Origin of the sequence: Staphylococcus muscae (assembly GCF_003019275.1) — a bacterium.
GTDB lineage: Bacteria > Bacillota > Bacilli > Staphylococcales > Staphylococcaceae > Staphylococcus > Staphylococcus muscae.
Genome location: NZ_CP027848.1, coordinates 1,793,930 through 1,809,774 on the forward strand (window position 1 = coordinate 1,793,930; position 15,845 = coordinate 1,809,774).

A 15,845-nucleotide genomic window follows, 5' to 3' on the forward strand; every position below is an offset into this window, starting at 1 on the left:
CATAAAGTGTGTACTCAATCCTTTTTGTTTTGGATGTAAATTTTATTACCTTTGTCAAATATGACTTTAACACGAGTTAATAGCGTTTCTAATACACTATGTGCTTCGGTAAAGGTTTAGCAAGACGATTCTCTTTGATTTGCATAGTCTTTCTCCTAATTAGAAACAGGCTGATACGTTTTAAAACATCCAATAAAAAACGGGCTGAGACATAGTGCTCAGCCCGTTCCTTTTGAATATAGAAATCAGCATATTGGCAGTAGGTGTCTGAAGTGAAACTGTGTATTTAAAAACTTTTTTCACTTCTAGTCCCACTCACCGATGTTATTAATGAATAAAATTGTAGTTACTTGTCAATGAACCTGGAATTGTACGATAGCCTACTTGTCCCGGTGATGTGTTGTAGTTCATCTCTGATACTAAAATACTACCGTCTGGATTAACACGTTCAACATATGCAACATGACCCATAGGACCTTCTGTTGATTGCATAATAGCGCCTGCTTGTGGTGCGTTGTTGACAGTGTATCCGTCAGCAGAAGCGGCACCTGCCCAATTGCTAGCGTTCCACCAGTATGTACTAATCGGTTGACCTGTTTCAGAACGACGATTAAATACATGCCATGTACATTGTCCCCAAGTATAAAGATTACTTTGGTTCACAGATGGTGTTTGTGCCTGTGTACTTGTTTGTACTGTTTGAACCCCATTACCACCAGCAGCAGCTGTATTAACATTTGATGTTGATGCTGCACCAGATTGACTTGGAATTTGTAAAGTTTGATTTGGATGGATAAGATAACCGCTCATCCCATTGGCGTTCATTAAGTCTTGAACAGTAACACCATATTGTGCTGCGATAATATCTAATGATTCACCCGCAACTACTTTGTGACCGTTACCTGAAGTTTGAGCAGTTGTTACATTGTATGATGTTGTATTTTGTGTCTGAGCATTAGATTGTGCTGTTTCATTGGTCGTGCTACCACCAATTGTCAAAGTTTGACCAGGGAAAATCATGTTGTTAGAAAGACCATTTGCTTGTTTAATGGCATCTACTGTTGTGCCATATTGTGCGGCAACTGTCCATAAAGAGTCACCTGATTGTACGGCGTGTTGTGTTGATGCTTGTGCATCTTGATGAGTAAGCACTGCGGCAGCGCCAGAAGTCACTGTCAGTGCGAATGCGAATTTTTTCAAAGTGTTGCCTCCTTATGTATCAAAACGTTATCGTTGATTGATTCGAAATGTTATCTTTTACATAATATCAAAGATTATTTTAAATTTGTGGAATGTTACGAATCTGTAATGAATTTAACATGTTGTACTCAATGTGATATGGGGTAAAGTACTGTGAGATGTGACATACGTATGTTAAAGTAAATGTTACAATCATTGAGAAAGATGAAATATAAAGGAGATTTTTATGAGTTCAAATACAGAACAACAGTCATCGGACTATAAACGATATGGACAAGTATGGTTATTCTTTATGTATTATTGGTTAATATTTGGTATTTCAGTATATTTTGGTCAATATTTACCAGCTGAATGGCGTCAACCGATGTCAATGGGGTTAGCGGTACTCGTTCTTATTACAATGGTCATTCAACGTGCACGTTTTAGTGGCCCAATTATTTCACATGTTTATACGATTGTTGCAGGTTTATTATCTTATGCAACATTTATGTATTCATTTGCAAGTTTAGGTGCACAAACCTTTTTAATGATTGTCTTATTAGCAATCATCGGTTTTGTCGTTTTTGGCGTTGTCGGTTTTTTTGTGATTCGTGATGCATCAAGTATGGGGAAGTATTTATTTGTGACACTTATCGCACTTATTTGTATGAGTATTGTCGGATGGTTTGTTCATATTCCTATGCTTTATACAGTCATTTCAGTTGTTGGTCTTGGTCTGTTTCTACTTTACACGTTATATGACTTTAATCGATTGAAGCGTGGTGCCTTTTCGCCAAGAGAGATGGGGTTTAACCTATTTCTAAACTTATTCCGCATCATTCGTCACGCATTAAACTTAGCCCAAAAGGTAAAAAGATAATAAAGATTTGATTCAACGAGTCATTTTTAATATGATGATATTAGAGAAAAAATAAATAATGAAACATCCACTGGAAGTGCCATAAAAATCGTTGGCTGAGATTGAAACGTATTTCAAAATTCCTGAACCTGATCCAGTTAGTACTGGCGTAGGAAAGTGGTTTTGCTTACGTATAAAATGTGAAGCTACTTTTCTGCTGTATGTAGAAGAGTAGCTTTTTATTTTTATCTTAAGTGGTGTTTGAAAAGGGAGGCATTACATGATTATTGCAGTGACACCTTATGAATTGCTAACTGATCAACATATTCAACGTCTGAATATGATAGAGCCACAAATTGATGGTGTACTCTTGCGAACGCCGATGACACAATTGTCTCTAATTGAATGGCTCCATGCGCTGTTGCAAGATGAGTTTCCTAAGTCAAAGGTCATCATACATACAGACATTACATTGGCAAAGCGTATGGGGATTCAACGTTTGCATTTCAAAGAAGGTGATAAACAGGCATTTCACTTAAAAGAGACGCACCCTTCATATAGTGTGAGCATGTCTGTTCATCATGTTGAATCAATTATCAAAGCACGTGAACATCAATTAGATTTCGGTCTGTTTGGACATGTCTTTCCATCAGCGTCAAAACAAGGGAAACCACCGCGTACAAATGCGGAAGTGTGTGCAGCGTTATCAGAGCAATTCCCCCTTATTGCGATTGGAGGTATTGATCAGCATACTGTCACGCAGGTTAATCCTAAATTCATTGGTATGGCATGTATTCGCAGTGCGTTTAACATACCTATACAGGTGTTTGATGAGATGGTACAGAAATGGAAAATGAATAAGGAGAGATGACATGATTGAGATACAAGTAAACGGTGAACGACAGCAATTCCAGTCAGGTACAACGATTCAAGATGTTTTAGATCATTTTGGCATTGAAGCAAAACGAATGGCAGTTGAACATAATGAAACAGTTGTGAAGCGTTCAGAATGGGCATCTACCTATGTACGCCCTGATGATCGATTAGAATTATTAGAATTTGTTGGAGGCGGATAATATGTTTAATATTGGAGATTTAACATTTCACTCAAGATTATTTTTAGGAACAGGAAAGTTTGATAATGAGCAAGTTCAAAGTGAGGCGATTGCAGCATCTGAAACAGAAGTATTAACGTTTGCTGTACGACGTATGCATTTATACGATCGTGACTTACCTAATCCACTTGCGAATGTCGATTTAGAGCAGTTTATCACTTTTCCAAATACAGCAGGTGCTAAAACGGCAGAAGAAGCGGTCCGTATTGCTGAATTGGCAAATGAAGCAGGTGTGTGCGATATGATTAAAGTAGAGGTGATCGGCGATGATGATACGTTGTTGCCAGATCCTTTCGACACGTACAAAGCATGTGAAATTTTATTGGAAAAAGGATATATAGTCTGTCCTTATATTTCAGATGATGTCGTTTTAGCACAGCGTTTAGAAGCACTCGGTGTTCATGCGATTATGCCGCTTGCATCACCTATTGGCACAGGTAGAGGCATCAGTAACCCACTTAATTTACGTTATATTATAGAAAAAAGTAAGGTGCCAGTGATTGTTGATGCAGGTATCGGATCAGCGAAAGATTGTGCCGAAGCAATGGAACTCGGAGCAGATGCAATTTTGCTGAACTCTGCTGTTTCACGTGCAAAAGATCCTGTCAAAATGGCTGAAGCGATGAAGAAGGGGATTGAAGCAGGGCGTTTAAGTTATGAAGCGGGACGTATTCCAATCAAATATAATGCCGTGCAATCCAGTCCATCAGAAGGACTAGGCTTTTTGTAATGCAACGCTATGATAGACAGATAAAATATGCACATTTTGGTCAACAAGGGCAACAAAAACTGCGGAATCTTCGCGTAATTGTCATGGGTGTTGGCGCATTAGGAAGTGGTGTTGCAGAACAACTCGTACGAAGTGGTGTGGGACATATCACACTTGTTGACAAAGATATTGTGACAATGTCTAATCTACATCGTCAAAGTTGTTATGTGACAACTGATGCTGAGTCCATGTTACCTAAAGTGGTTGCTTTACAACGTCATCTCATTGCCATTAATCCCGATGTAGAAATAATGACACATAATGAAGAAGTGACAGCGAGAAATATTATAAACATTCTTGAACAGTTCAAACCAGATGTTGTTTTAGATGGTATGGATACATTTGAAATGCGTTACTTGTTGAATGAAGCAACACAGAAGTTACAGATTCCGTATATTTACGGTGCAGTCGTAGGAAGTCAACTCAGTGTTTTACCAATTCACGGTGATGGTCCTTGTTTGCATTGTATTTTACCGGAAGTGCCGGAAACGATGGAACGCTGTGAAATCAACGGTGTGTTACCACCTGCTGTTCATATGGCGTGTAGCCTGATTGTTGCAGAAGTGTTTCGTTATCTGATGCACGGTCATTTTACAAGCAAGATGACAACGATAGATATACACACACTAAATATGAGAACTGTTGATGTTACTGCATTGAAAGAATCTGAGTGTTTCGTTTGTGGACAAGGGCAATATCGACGCTTATCACATGATGCAGTTGATCACGTACGTGAACTATGTGGTGGTGTGTTTCAGTTACGATTGCCATGTGAAGTTTTTGATGCAACAATTTGTCCAAACATCACAGTTGGTATTGCTAATCAATATGTTAAACGATTGATGAAAGATAACTACGATATGACGTTATATCAAGATGGACGGTTGTTAATCTACGGTGCAAGCAGTGTGGAAGAAGCTGAAAATGTGCGCAAGCAATTGTTCATTGCGCATGATGATTGACACATGTTGCTTTCAGATAAAAATACCATGTATAATAAAGGGTAATCTAAAAAGCAATTGAAAGCGAGATGGAAGAATGGGACGTAAATGGAATAACATTAAGGAGAAAAAAGCACAAAAGGATAAAAACACGAGCCGTATCTATGCGAAATTCGGTAAGGAAATCTATGTAGCGGCGAAGTCTGGTGAACCAGATCCGGAATCTAACCAAGCGTTGAAGCTTGTTTTAGAGCGTGCAAAAACATATTCTGTACCGAACCATATCATTGATAGAGCGATTGACAAAGCCAAAGGTGGCGGTGATGAAAACTTTGATTCATTGCGTTATGAAGGCTTTGGCCCAAGTGGCTCAATGTTAATTGTTGATGCCTTAACAAATAACGTAAACCGTACAGCATCAGATGTGCGTGCAGCATTTGGTAAAAACGGAGGCAACATGGGTGTTTCTGGCTCAGTTGCATATATGTTCGATCACACTGCAACGTTTGCATTCGAAGGTTACGATGCAGATACTGTATTAGAACAGTTGATGGAGCAAGATATCGATGTGCGTGATGTGATTGAAGAAGGTGGGCTCACAATTGTCTATGCAGAGCCGGATCAATTCGCATCTGTACAACAAGCATTGCGTGACTTAGGTGTTCAAGATTTTGAAGTGGCAGAATTAGAAATGCTACCACAATCAGAAGTTGAATTGTCAGGTGATGATTTGGTAACTTTTGAAAAGCTTATCGATGTGTTGGAAGATCTTGAAGATGTACAACACGTTTTCCATAACGTGTCATTATAATGTGTGGAGGACAGTGTATGCATGCCAAAGATTGGATTCAGCATTTAGCATTAACGCCACATCCTGAAGGTGGTTATTACCGCCAAACAATACTCAGTTCAGATGCTATGGATGGTCGCCCTAATTATTCGAGTATATACTTTTTATTAGAAGATACGAACATCTCTCATTTCCATCAAATAGATGCAGATGAAATTTGGTACTATCATGCAGGCGCAACTTTGACGCTACATATGATTCATTCTGACCATACGTACGAAACAGTAAGAGTCGGACCGAGTGTAGATCAAGGCGATGTGTTGCAATATGTTGTACCGAAAAATACAATATTCGCTTCGTCGATTGAAACGCCACATGCTTTTGCGGTGGTAGGTTGTATGGTTCAACCAGCCTTTCAATTCGATACGTTCAAGTTATATACACAACAAGAATTGTTACAAAAATACCCTGAACATGAAGCGGTGATTCGTCGATATGCGAAACAATCAATTGAATAATAGATGATGTAAGCACACCCTTTCCTATTGTATTGATCGGTAGGAATAGGGTGTCTCTTTGAGCCGTTTTTTAACTGTTTACAAGTTCGGCCGTGCTTTATCTACAAATGTGTGTATGCTCGAACGAGTGACAGAGAACTATTAATTTTATATAATAAACGAAAGGAGGAGGGTTGCTGTGAAAGTAAAATATATCGATAAACGTCACTGGCGTCGCCTCTTAGACCGTGATTATATAGAAGTGAAAGTGAATAATAACAAATTTAAGGGGATTATTGGTTTAATTACGATTAACAAAGTGAGAGAGCCATTAGAAGTAACAGTTGTAGGTAAGAAGATGGTTGTCGCCGATGAACAATACCAATGGCTACAAATTGTGCCGGATAAAAAACGTTACAGTTTGACGGTAATGTTCAATGAAGAAGGGCAACCGTTACAATATTATTTTGACATAAATTTGAAAAATATTACGCAAAAAGGCAAGGTGCGCACAGTTGATCTGTATTTAGATGTTCTCGTGCTCCCCGATGGTCGATATGAACTGGTCGACCAAGATGACTTAGAGCGTGCATTACGTGCGAAGAAGATTACACGTAAACAATATCATGAAGCATATATTATTGCACACCAGCTCATGATTCAAATTGATGAAGATTTTGATAGTATACACGAAAAAGCAATGTACTGTTTCAATAAAATCCGTCATAAACACCTGAAACATGAACGCTCAGGCAGATATTGACTGTTAGTAAATAAGATGTACGATCAGAAGGGACGAACTGTGTTCCTTCATTGAATTAAATCATCACACAATGCGAACTTGTAGAGGAGGAACCGTGATGAAGATGGATGATTATCGTTTGCTCATCACATTGGATGAAACAAGAACGTTGCGTAAGGCAGCTGAGCAACTCTATATCTCACAACCTGCTGTGACACAACGCTTAAAATCAATTGAGCGTTATTTTGGTGTTGAAATTTTTATTCGCACAAAAAAACAACTCATTACGACAACTGAAGGTGCAATGGTGATTGCACATGCCAAAGAAATGCTCAATCAAGAACATCTATTCAAAGATAAGATTAAGGCACATATCGGTGCAATTAACGGGAATTTGTCTATCGGTTGTTCGTCGCTTGTCGGACAAACGTTGTTGCCAGAAGTATTAAGTCAATATACATCAGAATATCCGAATGTCGAAGTGAAGCTTCATGTGGGATCAAGTGATGAAATCAAACAGCAGTATAATGATTACCACATTATGATTGTTCGTGGGAATCAATTGTTAAATAAACATAATGATCATTTGATGGACGATCAACATTACTTTATATATCCAACGAGCAAAACGACAGAATTACATAAATTACCATTTATAGAGTTTCAAGCAGACCCAGTATACATTAACCAGATTAAGTCTTGGTATTATCAACATATGTCACAAGATTATCATGCACGAATCAAAGTTGATCAAGTGGCAACGTGTAAAGCACTATTATTAAGTGGTGTCGGTGTGACAATCTTACCGGAAATTATGACAAAAGATTTGGATGATGCACAATTCACGAAGATTAAAGTCGATATTGAGGAGCGTCCTCTTGTACGAGCAACTTATTTGAGTTATGACATGAGTATGATGCAACTCCCTCAAGTCAGTGCATTTATCAGTGTATTGAAGACATATATTAAAGAAGCAAATGTATTATCTCATACAGTTGATGTATAAACATATGACATCCAGTATGATAATAGGTGCGTGTTAAGGCAAACACATATGATGAGCAGTCCAGATTGTTCATGTGAATTTTGAGAAATGCCTAAACGCACTTATTTTATTGCGTCAGATGTATTAGAAAAGGAGAAAATTATGTTTCGTGAACTATTAACGATAAAGAATTATAAATTATTTGTTGTAAATATGATGTTGATTGGTATGGGGATTGCGGTCACTGTTCCATTTTTTGTATTATTTGCGACGAACCAACTGGGTATGACAACGAATCAATTCGGTCTTTTACTTGCGCTAGCAGCAATCAGTCAATTTACAATGAATACGATTGTTGCTCGTTTTTCAGATACCCGTGCGATTAATCGAAAAGCCATTATTGTTGTCGCCCTTTTAATGGGAGCCATCAGCTTTTCACTCCCATTTTTTGTGGACAATATTATTTTGTTCATTGTTTTGTACGCCATTTTTCAAGGTCTCTTTGCACCTGCAATGCCTCAGTTGTATGCTTCAGCACGTGAGTCTATTAATCAGTCGACATCAAGTAGTCGTGCTATCTTTGCCAACTCTGTATTACGTTCTATGTTCTCATTTGGTTTCTTATTTGGTCCATTAGTAGGGAATATTTTGAATCAATCAATGGGATATAATGGTTTATTTGGTGGGACAGTTGCAATTATCTTAACAACATTAGTCTTGCAACTCTTCTTCTTTAAGGATATTAAAGCAGCCAAACCAGTGAGTAATCAAGTGCATACAGAACAAAATGCGCCTTCTATGTTAACGCATACTTATTTGATTGTGCCGTTCTTGGCATTTATTTTATTACATATTGGTCAATGGATGTATACGTTGAACATGCCATTATATGTAACAAACTATTTACATGAAGATGAAAAGTATGTTGGGCATTTGGCGAGTTTATGTGCAGGATTAGAAGTACCATTTATGATTATTTTAGGAATTGTTGCAAGCCGTGTATCAACGAGAACATTGCTTGCGGTTGCAGCAGTTTGTGGGAGTGCATTCTTCGCTAGTGTCGGTATCTTTGAAAGTGTATACATGATGCTCGTTGGACAAGTATTATTAGCAGCATTTTTAGCGGTACTATTAGGTATTGGAATTAGTTACTTCCAAGATATTTTGCCACATTTCCCGGGTTATGCTTCAACACTCTTTGCGAATGCAATGGTCATTGGTCAGCTGCTCGGTAATTTACTCGGTGGCGCAATGAGTAATTGGGTTGGTTTAGGCAATGTCTTTTATGTTTCAGCCTTCTCTCTTGCATGTGGATTTATATTAATCTTGTTTACGAAAAAAGAAGTAACATCACGTACAACTGCGTAGATGACTGAAAGGAGAGAGACAAATGGATACATTACAAGTTGCGTTATGGTTATTGATTTTATCCGCTTTTGCACTCGGATTTATCAGCTTGATTAAACCCATTATTCCAGGCGTACTCTTACTGTGGGTTGGTTTTTTCATCTATCATTGGGGAATCAATAGTGATAGCTTATCATGGTGGTTTTGGGGATCAGCGATTGTTTGGACGTTGTTCATCTTCATCTCAGATTTGCTACTCAGTCGCTATTTTGTGAATCGCTTCGGTGGTTCAAAAACTGCAGAGCGTACAGCAATCATTTCAGTCATCATCGGTGCTTTTGTCTTTCCGCCATTTGGCATTCTTATCGTTCCATTTATTGCTGTCTTAGTGGTGGAATTATTACAAGGTGTTCATGTACAAACGGCTATGCGTGCAAGTATCGGAACGATTGCTGCTATTTTTACAAGTTCTGTTGTACAAGCATTCATTATGATAGTCATGATCGGGTGGTTCTTTATGGATGCATTAGTTATATAAAATATACGAAAGGGATAGCTGGGGTCAGCTATCCCTTTTTAACGCCACGATGCACGATGATTGGTCTGTTGTTTGCCATTGAGATATAGACCGATAGGCAAAATAACAAAAGAAATCAAAACAAATGCCCAATTGCTAACGTGAATATAAGGTCCAAATTGTAAGAGCTGTTGTGGGAAGAAGAAGATTTCAAACATTAATATAAATAGACCAATCAGTACGAGATAGCCTATAAGCCATGCGAGTCTTGAATAATGAAAGGCTTGAAGTTGTATCATTTTAAAACAAGACCAAATGAACAAAAAGCTAACAAATAAGCCACTGATGAGTGTTAATGGAAATGTATAGATAAAGATACGTGGATCATTAATGAAGAAACCGAGAAATCCTTTCAAGAAACAAAATAAGCCGAGTAAAAAGACAATATGTTGATAGATATAGTGACAAATATTTATAAATGTATGATTGGGTAATGCTTTGATGGTTTCATTTGCATGGTGTTTAGGATCATGATTGAAGAAATCCATCGCATGCATACCTTTATTTTCAGCTTTGAGTAGGTGCGCTAGAATTTGTTGTAACACTTTTTCAGAGTCATAAGCATTGACTCGCATATCAGCACGGACATAAGTCATATAGCTTTCAAAGATTTGACGATCTGTATTATTCAAGCGCAATGCCTTTACGTTATTTTCTTTCATCAGTTCATTCGTTGTTTTCATGTCGCACCTCCTCGATAGTCATTGTGTATTTTACTATGCTCTATTATGACGACTTTACGATTATAAATCAATTAACGTTCGATATTTTAACAGTTGTGAAATATTGTGTAATACATGCGTAGAACACTGATACATGCTAAAATAGAAACGTAGCGATTCAAAATTGGAGAGAGACGAGAATGAAAAAATTAGGCGTCATCATACTTGCAGTAACATTCATTTTGACAGGATGTGGTAACAGTGAAAAAGCAAAGTTACAAGATGAAATCCAGTCATTAGAAAAAGAACAAAAAATATTAAAAGAAGAAAATAAAAAGCTTAAAAATCAAAGTGAAAAGTTAGATGATAAGATAAAAGAAGCAGAAGAGAAAATCAATCAGTCAATGAGTGATCGCAAAACAAAAGATGACAAAGCAGATGAGACTGAAAATGAAAAAGATACATCGACAGGTGACTCAAATAAAGAAGACTCATAATAATGAGAGATGTAGAGCGTTTAAGTGCTTTATCAGTAGGGTATTGAAAAAATACATATAAAACGAATGTAAAGAAAAGAGGAAAGCGACAATGTATGAAAAAGAGTTTGCACTTTTAGAAGGACGTGAAATGTCACTTGTAACATTGGGGAGAGAACTTGAAAACATTACGGGTTATGAACTGTATGATTCGACAGGGGAATTAGATCGTATCATCGCATTAAAGCCCAACTTTTCTCATGATTGGGAAACGTACAGAGCAACTTATCGATTGAAACATCGCAATGACTTCATTGATGCTGTATTTACAATCGTAAAAGATTACAATAAAGAACGTATAAAAGAAGTTCCAGTTAAGATTCAATTATTGAGTTATATTTCAAGAGCATAAAATACATGTGATTAAAGGCGTTCTAAAGCTATGCTCTAGAACGTTTTATTTATTTTGATTTGGTGTTAAGTTTTATTGGAAATACGTTAGTTTTAATCATAGAGAAAGGGGGGACTGAGGATGACAGTCTATATAGAAACAGCAAGGTTACGATTGCGTAGTTGGGAATCCTCAGATTTAGTACCGTTACAACAATTGAATGCACATCGTCAAGCTCGTCAGTTTTTCCCGAGTATCTTAAGCTATCAAAGAACGGAGCAATTATTTGATGTGATTCGTACGTTTTTAGATACACATCATATTGGTCTGTTTGCCGTAGAATTAAAAGCGACTAAAGAATGGATTGGTATGGTAGGGCTGAACTACTTATCTGATAAGCAGAATTATCCATTTCGTAATTTACCTTTTTATGAAATTGGTTGGCGACTTGTGCCTGACGTATGGAATAATGGCATTGCGACAGAAGCAGCGAGAGCGGTGTTAAACTATGCAAAAGATCAAGGGATACAAGAACTATATGCCATTGCAGCAGAACAAAACCATGCCTCTATCCGTGTAATGGAAAAAATAGGCATGTATCGTTATGACAAGTTTGAATTTCGACAATTTGGCTTAGATCATCCACTCAAACGGCAAGTACGCTATCATATTGACTTAACACGTAAGAACGACGCGTCCACTTAAAAGACCGAGCACCCACGTTCAGGGTACCCGGTCTTTTCGTGTATATTGAGTTAGTTATAAGTACGTGTTGAAATAGGTTTTGCTTCATTTAATCCAGTTAATAGTGCTTCAGGCGTCTCATATAATCGTGCAAGATTTTCGTATTTAGCATCGATAAAACCTTCTTGAATCATATGTGTAATTAATTGATGTAGTGGATTGTAAAACTGTTTAATATTGTAAACACCAATAGGTTTTTGATGAAGCCCAATTTGCGCCCAACAGTATACTTCGAAAAACTCTTCAAGAGATCCTGCACCACCCGGAGCCATCACAAAAGCATCTGCTAATTCCGCCATTTTTTGTTTGCGTTCGTGCATAGAATCAACGAGTATGAGTTTAGATAATCGTTGGCTCGTAATCTCTCGTTCATCCAGCATTTTCGGCATTACACCAATCGCTGTGCCGCCATGATCTAAAACACCATCTTGGATGGCCCCCATAATGCCAATAGAACCCGCACCAAATACGAGTTCGATATCGTGTTCTGCAAAATATTTGCCAAGTTCATAAGCGGATTCAACATATTCAGGTTGATTTCCTTTACTCGCCCCACAATATACGGCAATTCTTTTAATTGTCATCCTAACATCTCCTTTAGTTGTTAATTGTAGTATACGTCTTTTCCTTTGGTTGAACAATCCGTATTGGAAAAGCTTCATTTATTTAAATGAATGTGATTGTCGGAGAATATGCATTAAATTTTGTTTAAATGCTTGATGTTGTGCTTGAGTAAAAGGTTTTGGTCCCTTATGATGACGCTTTGTTTGTTGTCGTAGCTGTTGATGATGATAGCGCTGTGCTAGAAGTTCATCCATGTGTTCAGCAGTATATTGATAGCCTGTATGATGTAAAAGATAAGCTGCTTTATTTAGAGCTAAACTTGCTAAACCATAATCTTGTGTCACAACAATGTCAGTTGAGCTAACTTCACGTAAAAGTGCAAAGTCAACAGCATCACGTCCACCATCCATATATTTCACTTGGACGTGTGGTGGATACACTTGATATGAAAAGTGATCGTAACTGCGAAATATGAAAACAGAGACACCTGCACGTTCTGATAATTGAACAATTGTGTCAATCACAGGGCAGGCATCTCCATCAACGAGTATACGTGTGATTTGCATTATAAATCAGGTGTTTGATTGTGTACATGATCACTTCTATAAGTTGTTTCATTTGCTTGATGACGTTCTGACAAAGTCTTAATGCGTTGTGGTTGTTGTGTTGAATGCAAGTTTGATTGTGTTTGTTGCTTCTTCTTATCTTCTTTTTGTGTTTGTTTTAATTGTTTTTTTAATGCCTTTTGGCGTTTTTCACGTACTTTCTCTTCAGCTTGGTGACGTTTTTGAATGTTTTTTTGAAGCTTTTTATCTAACTTTCCAACCTTTTTCTTATTTTTCTTGGCAATTTTGTCACCATGCGCTTCTACTTCTGGCTCAACTGTGGTTGGTTCAAAGCCCACTTGCTTCGAGTATTTTTGCATACGTTGTAAGTCTTTCTTCATTTGTTTTTGACGGTGCGCTTGTGCTTTTTCTTCAGCTTTATGACGCTTATCCATCACTTTTTGAAGTTTTTTATCTAGTTTTTGAATGTCCTTGCTATTTTCTTTGGCAAGTTCTTCACCACGTGCATGAACATTTTCGGGGCGCATCGCACGTTCAGCCGCTTCAGCTTGTTTCACAGCTTTTTTATAATCATGTTTTGCTTTTTTGGCTTTGACATGAGATTTTACTTTGTGTGTACGATCAACAACACCCTCTTTTACGTGTACTGCAGCATGTCCTGTTTTAACTGCTGCCGTTTTTGATGACTCTGCTAATTTTTGAACGTCTGGATGTTCTTTGAATTTTTTACGTTCTAATATGAGTGGTACTAAGAAGACAGGAAGTACAGTGATGATCATTTTGATAGTTTTATTCATATTCGTTGCCTCCATTTGATTAATTGATAAATACTTTATACCCAATGTACCATAAAATAAACACACATACCCATTAAGAAGATATGGAAGAAGCGTTTAGCATTCGAGCAGAATTTGAATAATGAATAAAATTGCTTTTTGATTTTGTGGAATACTAGCAATAAAAAAACACCGACGTCTATGAATGACGCCGATGTCAAAATATTATTTCACTCATTATAAGATTACGTAGTAAACGACTGCGATGACTACAACAAGTACGATACGGTAAATGGCAAATGGTATTAACTTCACATTTTGAATTAATTTCAAGAAGAGCTTGATTGAAATAAAACCAACGACAAATGCTGCTAAAAAGCCGATGATATAGAATGGAATATGTGATAAGTCAATATAATCATAATGTTTCACAATTGATAATGTGCTTGCTGCTAACATAACAGGTACGGCCATAATAAATGTGAAATCAGATGCAGATTTATGATCTAATTTCATGAGTACCCCTGTCGAGATTGTAGAACCAGAGCGTGAAAAACCTGGCCACATTGCAACGGCTTGTGAGAGACCAATTACAAATGCTTGAAAGTATGAAATCTCATCAACAGATACCGTGTTGCGCACATTGCGACTGTATCTATCTGCAATAATCATATAAACAGCACCTAAAAACAGTCCAATAAGTACTGTTGGTAAACTGAATAGATACTTTTCGATTAAGTCATCAAATAACAAACCAAGAACGCCGGCAGGAATCATCCCGACAAGAATGTGTGTTAATTTTAAGCGTTTTGGCTTTGAACGAAGACCTGCTTGGTGTGTCGGTGCGTATTTCCCAATGTGAAACATTTCCAAGTATTTATGGCGGAAGATCCAAGCTGCCGCAAAAACAGAACCGAGTTGGATGACGATTTTGAATGTAAAGGCTGATTCAGACCCTAAAAATTCGGTTGATTTTAACCACATATCGTCTACTAAAATCATATGACCTGTTGAAGAAACAGGGGCAAACTCTGTGAGTCCTTCTACAATTCCAAGTATTAGTGCTTTAATCAGTTCAAAAAATAGCATAAAAAATTCCTCTTCATTCTATTTAATTTCTTTGCACATCATAGCATACCATAATGTGACGTATCTGTTGAGCCTAAATCATTCAGACCAAAGTATGAAATATGCGCCCATTTAAACCTTTTGTTTAAATGGGCGCATCATATAATATATATAAAGCTAGGTGATGCCTAATTTTTTTGCTAGATGGCGTTAGTGTTCGTTTTTGTTTGCTTCACTAAAGCCATTAATCACTTTTTCGAGCAAAATGTTTAATTCTTGGATTTCATCAAGTGTTAATGAAGATGCTTTCGCTACAAATGTAGCAGCATCACAGAGTTGTGATTCCATCGCACTACTCTTATCTGTGAGATGAACGAAAACTTCTCGTTGATCTACTTCAGAACGCTCACGTTTAATTAAATCCATGTTTTCCATGCGTTTAAGCAATGGGGACACTGTACCAGTATCAAGGGCAAGGTCTGTCACGATCTTCTTTACGTTTACAGGTGATTCTTGCCATAATATTTCAAGTACTAAATATTGTGGGTATGTGATACCGTGTTCTTTAAAAATCATATTCGAGTAATATCGATTTACTTGTCGTTGTGCATTATAAAGGTTAAAGCACACTTGACCTTTCAAGTTGAGATAGTTAGACATCAGTATTCTCCTCCAGATAATTTATCCGTTTTCTCTCATTTGTTAAATTGTGTTTTGCCCGTATTAGTGAGTTTTCATGAAACAGTAGTGCTAAGTTTGATACTATTGTAAGATGATAGTATCCGGTCATTTTAGAA

At 37.3% G+C, this 15,845-nt stretch carries 21 protein-coding genes and 1 riboswitch; of the genes, 14 read left to right on the forward strand and 7 right to left on the reverse strand.

Annotation, left to right across the window (positions count from 1 at the left end; all coding sequences use genetic code 11):
- Positions 1–327: 327 nt before the first annotated feature.
- Positions 328–1,200 (reverse strand): CHAP domain-containing protein, encoded by an 873-nt coding sequence (locus tag C7J88_RS08820; protein WP_095115445.1) that lies wholly within the window; start codon positions 1,198–1,200, stop codon positions 328–330.
- 226 nt (positions 1,201–1,426) lie between these two features.
- Here C7J88_RS08820 and C7J88_RS08825 point away from each other — a divergent pair, with 226 nt between their 5' ends.
- The 11 genes from C7J88_RS08825 to C7J88_RS08875 all read left to right on the forward strand — a co-directional run bounded on the left by C7J88_RS08825 (position 1,427) and on the right by C7J88_RS08875 (position 9,762).
- Positions 1,427–2,059, forward strand: coding sequence for a Bax inhibitor-1/YccA family protein (locus tag C7J88_RS08825; RefSeq protein ID WP_095115446.1), 633 nt, complete (start codon positions 1,427–1,429; stop codon positions 2,057–2,059).
- Positions 2,060–2,121: 62 nt separating this feature from the next.
- Positions 2,122–2,231, forward strand: a riboswitch (TPP riboswitch).
- An 87-nt stretch (positions 2,232–2,318) separates the two neighbouring features.
- Entirely contained in the window at positions 2,319–2,909 is a 591-nt protein-coding gene (locus C7J88_RS08830; RefSeq protein ID WP_095115447.1) for a thiamine phosphate synthase, read from the forward strand.
- Position 2,910: 1 nt separating this feature from the next.
- A complete protein-coding gene (thiS, locus tag C7J88_RS08835) occupies positions 2,911–3,114 on the forward strand; it encodes a sulfur carrier protein ThiS (RefSeq protein WP_371866979.1) in 204 nt (67 codons plus the stop codon).
- A gap of 1 nt (position 3,115) precedes the next feature.
- The gene (locus C7J88_RS08840) at positions 3,116–3,883 is read left to right on the forward strand and encodes a thiazole synthase (protein WP_095115449.1); all 768 of its coding nucleotides are present in this window, start codon (positions 3,116–3,118) and stop codon (positions 3,881–3,883) included.
- The gene (locus tag C7J88_RS08845; protein ID WP_095115451.1) at positions 3,883–4,884 is read left to right on the forward strand and encodes a ThiF family adenylyltransferase; all 1,002 of its coding nucleotides are present in this window, start codon (positions 3,883–3,885) and stop codon (positions 4,882–4,884) included. Before C7J88_RS08840 ends, C7J88_RS08845 begins: the two co-directional genes overlap by 1 nt.
- Positions 4,885–4,960: 76 nt before the next feature.
- A complete protein-coding gene (locus C7J88_RS08850; RefSeq protein WP_095115452.1) occupies positions 4,961–5,674 on the forward strand; it encodes a YebC/PmpR family DNA-binding transcriptional regulator in 714 nt (237 codons plus the stop codon).
- 17 nt (positions 5,675–5,691) lie between these two features.
- Positions 5,692–6,171: a cupin domain-containing protein gene (locus C7J88_RS08855; protein ID WP_095115454.1), complete on the forward strand. Its 480-nt coding sequence runs from the start codon at positions 5,692–5,694 to the stop codon at positions 6,169–6,171.
- Positions 6,172–6,349: 178 nt separating this feature from the next.
- Positions 6,350–6,913 (forward strand): ribonuclease FAU-1 family protein, encoded by a 564-nt coding sequence (locus C7J88_RS08860; protein WP_095115455.1) that lies wholly within the window; start codon positions 6,350–6,352, stop codon positions 6,911–6,913.
- Positions 6,914–7,010: 97 nt separating this feature from the next.
- The gene (locus C7J88_RS08865; RefSeq protein WP_095115456.1) at positions 7,011–7,898 is read left to right on the forward strand and encodes a LysR family transcriptional regulator; all 888 of its coding nucleotides are present in this window, start codon (positions 7,011–7,013) and stop codon (positions 7,896–7,898) included.
- 141 nt (positions 7,899–8,039) lie between these two features.
- The gene (locus C7J88_RS08870) at positions 8,040–9,245 is read left to right on the forward strand and encodes a sugar efflux transporter (RefSeq protein ID WP_095115458.1); all 1,206 of its coding nucleotides are present in this window, start codon (positions 8,040–8,042) and stop codon (positions 9,243–9,245) included.
- Positions 9,246–9,267: 22 nt separating this feature from the next.
- On the forward strand, positions 9,268–9,762 hold the full coding sequence (locus C7J88_RS08875; protein ID WP_095115460.1) for a DUF456 domain-containing protein: 495 nt from the start codon (positions 9,268–9,270) through the stop codon (positions 9,760–9,762).
- 38 nt (positions 9,763–9,800) lie between these two features.
- Here C7J88_RS08875 and C7J88_RS08880 read toward each other — a convergent pair whose 3' ends face one another.
- Complete coding sequence (locus C7J88_RS08880) at positions 9,801–10,484, reverse strand: DUF1129 family protein (protein ID WP_095115462.1); 684 nt, start codon at positions 10,482–10,484, stop codon at positions 9,801–9,803.
- A gap of 179 nt (positions 10,485–10,663) precedes the next feature.
- On the opposite strand from C7J88_RS08880, the gene C7J88_RS08885 reads away from it, so the two are divergent.
- From C7J88_RS08885 to C7J88_RS08895, 3 genes are all read left to right on the forward strand, one after another.
- On the forward strand, positions 10,664–10,960 hold the full coding sequence (locus C7J88_RS08885; RefSeq protein WP_095115464.1) for an SA0632 family lipoprotein: 297 nt from the start codon (positions 10,664–10,666) through the stop codon (positions 10,958–10,960).
- 91 nt (positions 10,961–11,051) lie between these two features.
- Positions 11,052–11,351: a hypothetical protein gene (locus C7J88_RS08890; protein WP_095115466.1), complete on the forward strand. Its 300-nt coding sequence runs from the start codon at positions 11,052–11,054 to the stop codon at positions 11,349–11,351.
- Between the two features lie 120 nt (positions 11,352–11,471).
- Entirely contained in the window at positions 11,472–12,035 is a 564-nt protein-coding gene (locus tag C7J88_RS08895; RefSeq protein WP_095115468.1) for a GNAT family N-acetyltransferase, read from the forward strand.
- A gap of 50 nt (positions 12,036–12,085) precedes the next feature.
- Here C7J88_RS08895 and C7J88_RS08900 read toward each other — a convergent pair whose 3' ends face one another.
- The 5 genes from C7J88_RS08900 to C7J88_RS08920 all read right to left on the reverse strand — a co-directional run bounded on the left by C7J88_RS08900 (position 12,086) and on the right by C7J88_RS08920 (position 15,708).
- Entirely contained in the window at positions 12,086–12,652 is a 567-nt protein-coding gene (locus C7J88_RS08900) for an LOG family protein (RefSeq protein WP_095118106.1), read from the reverse strand.
- Between the two features lie 84 nt (positions 12,653–12,736).
- Positions 12,737–13,204, reverse strand: a complete 468-nt coding sequence (locus C7J88_RS08905) for a YaiI/YqxD family protein (RefSeq protein WP_095115470.1) — start codon at positions 13,202–13,204, stop codon at positions 12,737–12,739.
- On the reverse strand, positions 13,204–14,001 hold the full coding sequence (locus C7J88_RS08910; RefSeq protein WP_188595407.1) for a hypothetical protein: 798 nt from the start codon (positions 13,999–14,001) through the stop codon (positions 13,204–13,206). Before C7J88_RS08910 ends, C7J88_RS08905 begins: the two co-directional genes overlap by 1 nt.
- A 216-nt stretch (positions 14,002–14,217) precedes the next feature.
- Positions 14,218–15,069, reverse strand: coding sequence for an undecaprenyl-diphosphate phosphatase (locus tag C7J88_RS08915; protein WP_095115472.1), 852 nt, complete (start codon positions 15,067–15,069; stop codon positions 14,218–14,220).
- A 189-nt stretch (positions 15,070–15,258) separates the two neighbouring features.
- A complete protein-coding gene (locus tag C7J88_RS08920; RefSeq protein ID WP_095115474.1) occupies positions 15,259–15,708 on the reverse strand; it encodes a MarR family winged helix-turn-helix transcriptional regulator in 450 nt (149 codons plus the stop codon).
- Positions 15,709–15,845 lie beyond the last annotated feature (137 nt).

Coding starts and splice junctions, on each gene's coding strand:
- C7J88_RS08825 (WP_095115446.1), top strand. CDS start 1,427: ATGAGTTCAAATACAGAACAACAGTCATCGGACTATAAACGATATGGA.
- C7J88_RS08830 (WP_095115447.1), top strand. CDS start 2,319: ATGATTATTGCAGTGACACCTTATGAATTGCTAACTGATCAACATATT.
- thiS (WP_371866979.1), top strand. CDS start 2,911: ATGATTGAGATACAAGTAAACGGTGAACGACAGCAATTCCAGTCAGGT.
- C7J88_RS08840 (WP_095115449.1), top strand. CDS start 3,116: ATGTTTAATATTGGAGATTTAACATTTCACTCAAGATTATTTTTAGGA.
- C7J88_RS08845 (WP_095115451.1), top strand. CDS start 3,883: ATGCAACGCTATGATAGACAGATAAAATATGCACATTTTGGTCAACAA.
- C7J88_RS08850 (WP_095115452.1), top strand. CDS start 4,961: ATGGGACGTAAATGGAATAACATTAAGGAGAAAAAAGCACAAAAGGAT.
- C7J88_RS08855 (WP_095115454.1), top strand. CDS start 5,692: ATGCATGCCAAAGATTGGATTCAGCATTTAGCATTAACGCCACATCCT.
- C7J88_RS08865 (WP_095115456.1), top strand. CDS start 7,011: ATGAAGATGGATGATTATCGTTTGCTCATCACATTGGATGAAACAAGA.
- C7J88_RS08870 (WP_095115458.1), top strand. CDS start 8,040: ATGTTTCGTGAACTATTAACGATAAAGAATTATAAATTATTTGTTGTA.
- C7J88_RS08875 (WP_095115460.1), top strand. CDS start 9,268: ATGGATACATTACAAGTTGCGTTATGGTTATTGATTTTATCCGCTTTT.
- C7J88_RS08880 (WP_095115462.1), bottom strand. CDS start 10,484: ATGAAAACAACGAATGAACTGATGAAAGAAAATAACGTAAAGGCATTG.
- C7J88_RS08885 (WP_095115464.1), top strand. CDS start 10,664: ATGAAAAAATTAGGCGTCATCATACTTGCAGTAACATTCATTTTGACA.
- C7J88_RS08890 (WP_095115466.1), top strand. CDS start 11,052: ATGTATGAAAAAGAGTTTGCACTTTTAGAAGGACGTGAAATGTCACTT.
- C7J88_RS08895 (WP_095115468.1), top strand. CDS start 11,472: ATGACAGTCTATATAGAAACAGCAAGGTTACGATTGCGTAGTTGGGAA.
- C7J88_RS08905 (WP_095115470.1), bottom strand. CDS start 13,204: ATGCAAATCACACGTATACTCGTTGATGGAGATGCCTGCCCTGTGATT.
- C7J88_RS08910 (WP_188595407.1), bottom strand. CDS start 14,001: ATGAATAAAACTATCAAAATGATCATCACTGTACTTCCTGTCTTCTTA.
- C7J88_RS08915 (WP_095115472.1), bottom strand. CDS start 15,069: ATGCTATTTTTTGAACTGATTAAAGCACTAATACTTGGAATTGTAGAA.
- C7J88_RS08920 (WP_095115474.1), bottom strand. CDS start 15,708: ATGTCTAACTATCTCAACTTGAAAGGTCAAGTGTGCTTTAACCTTTAT.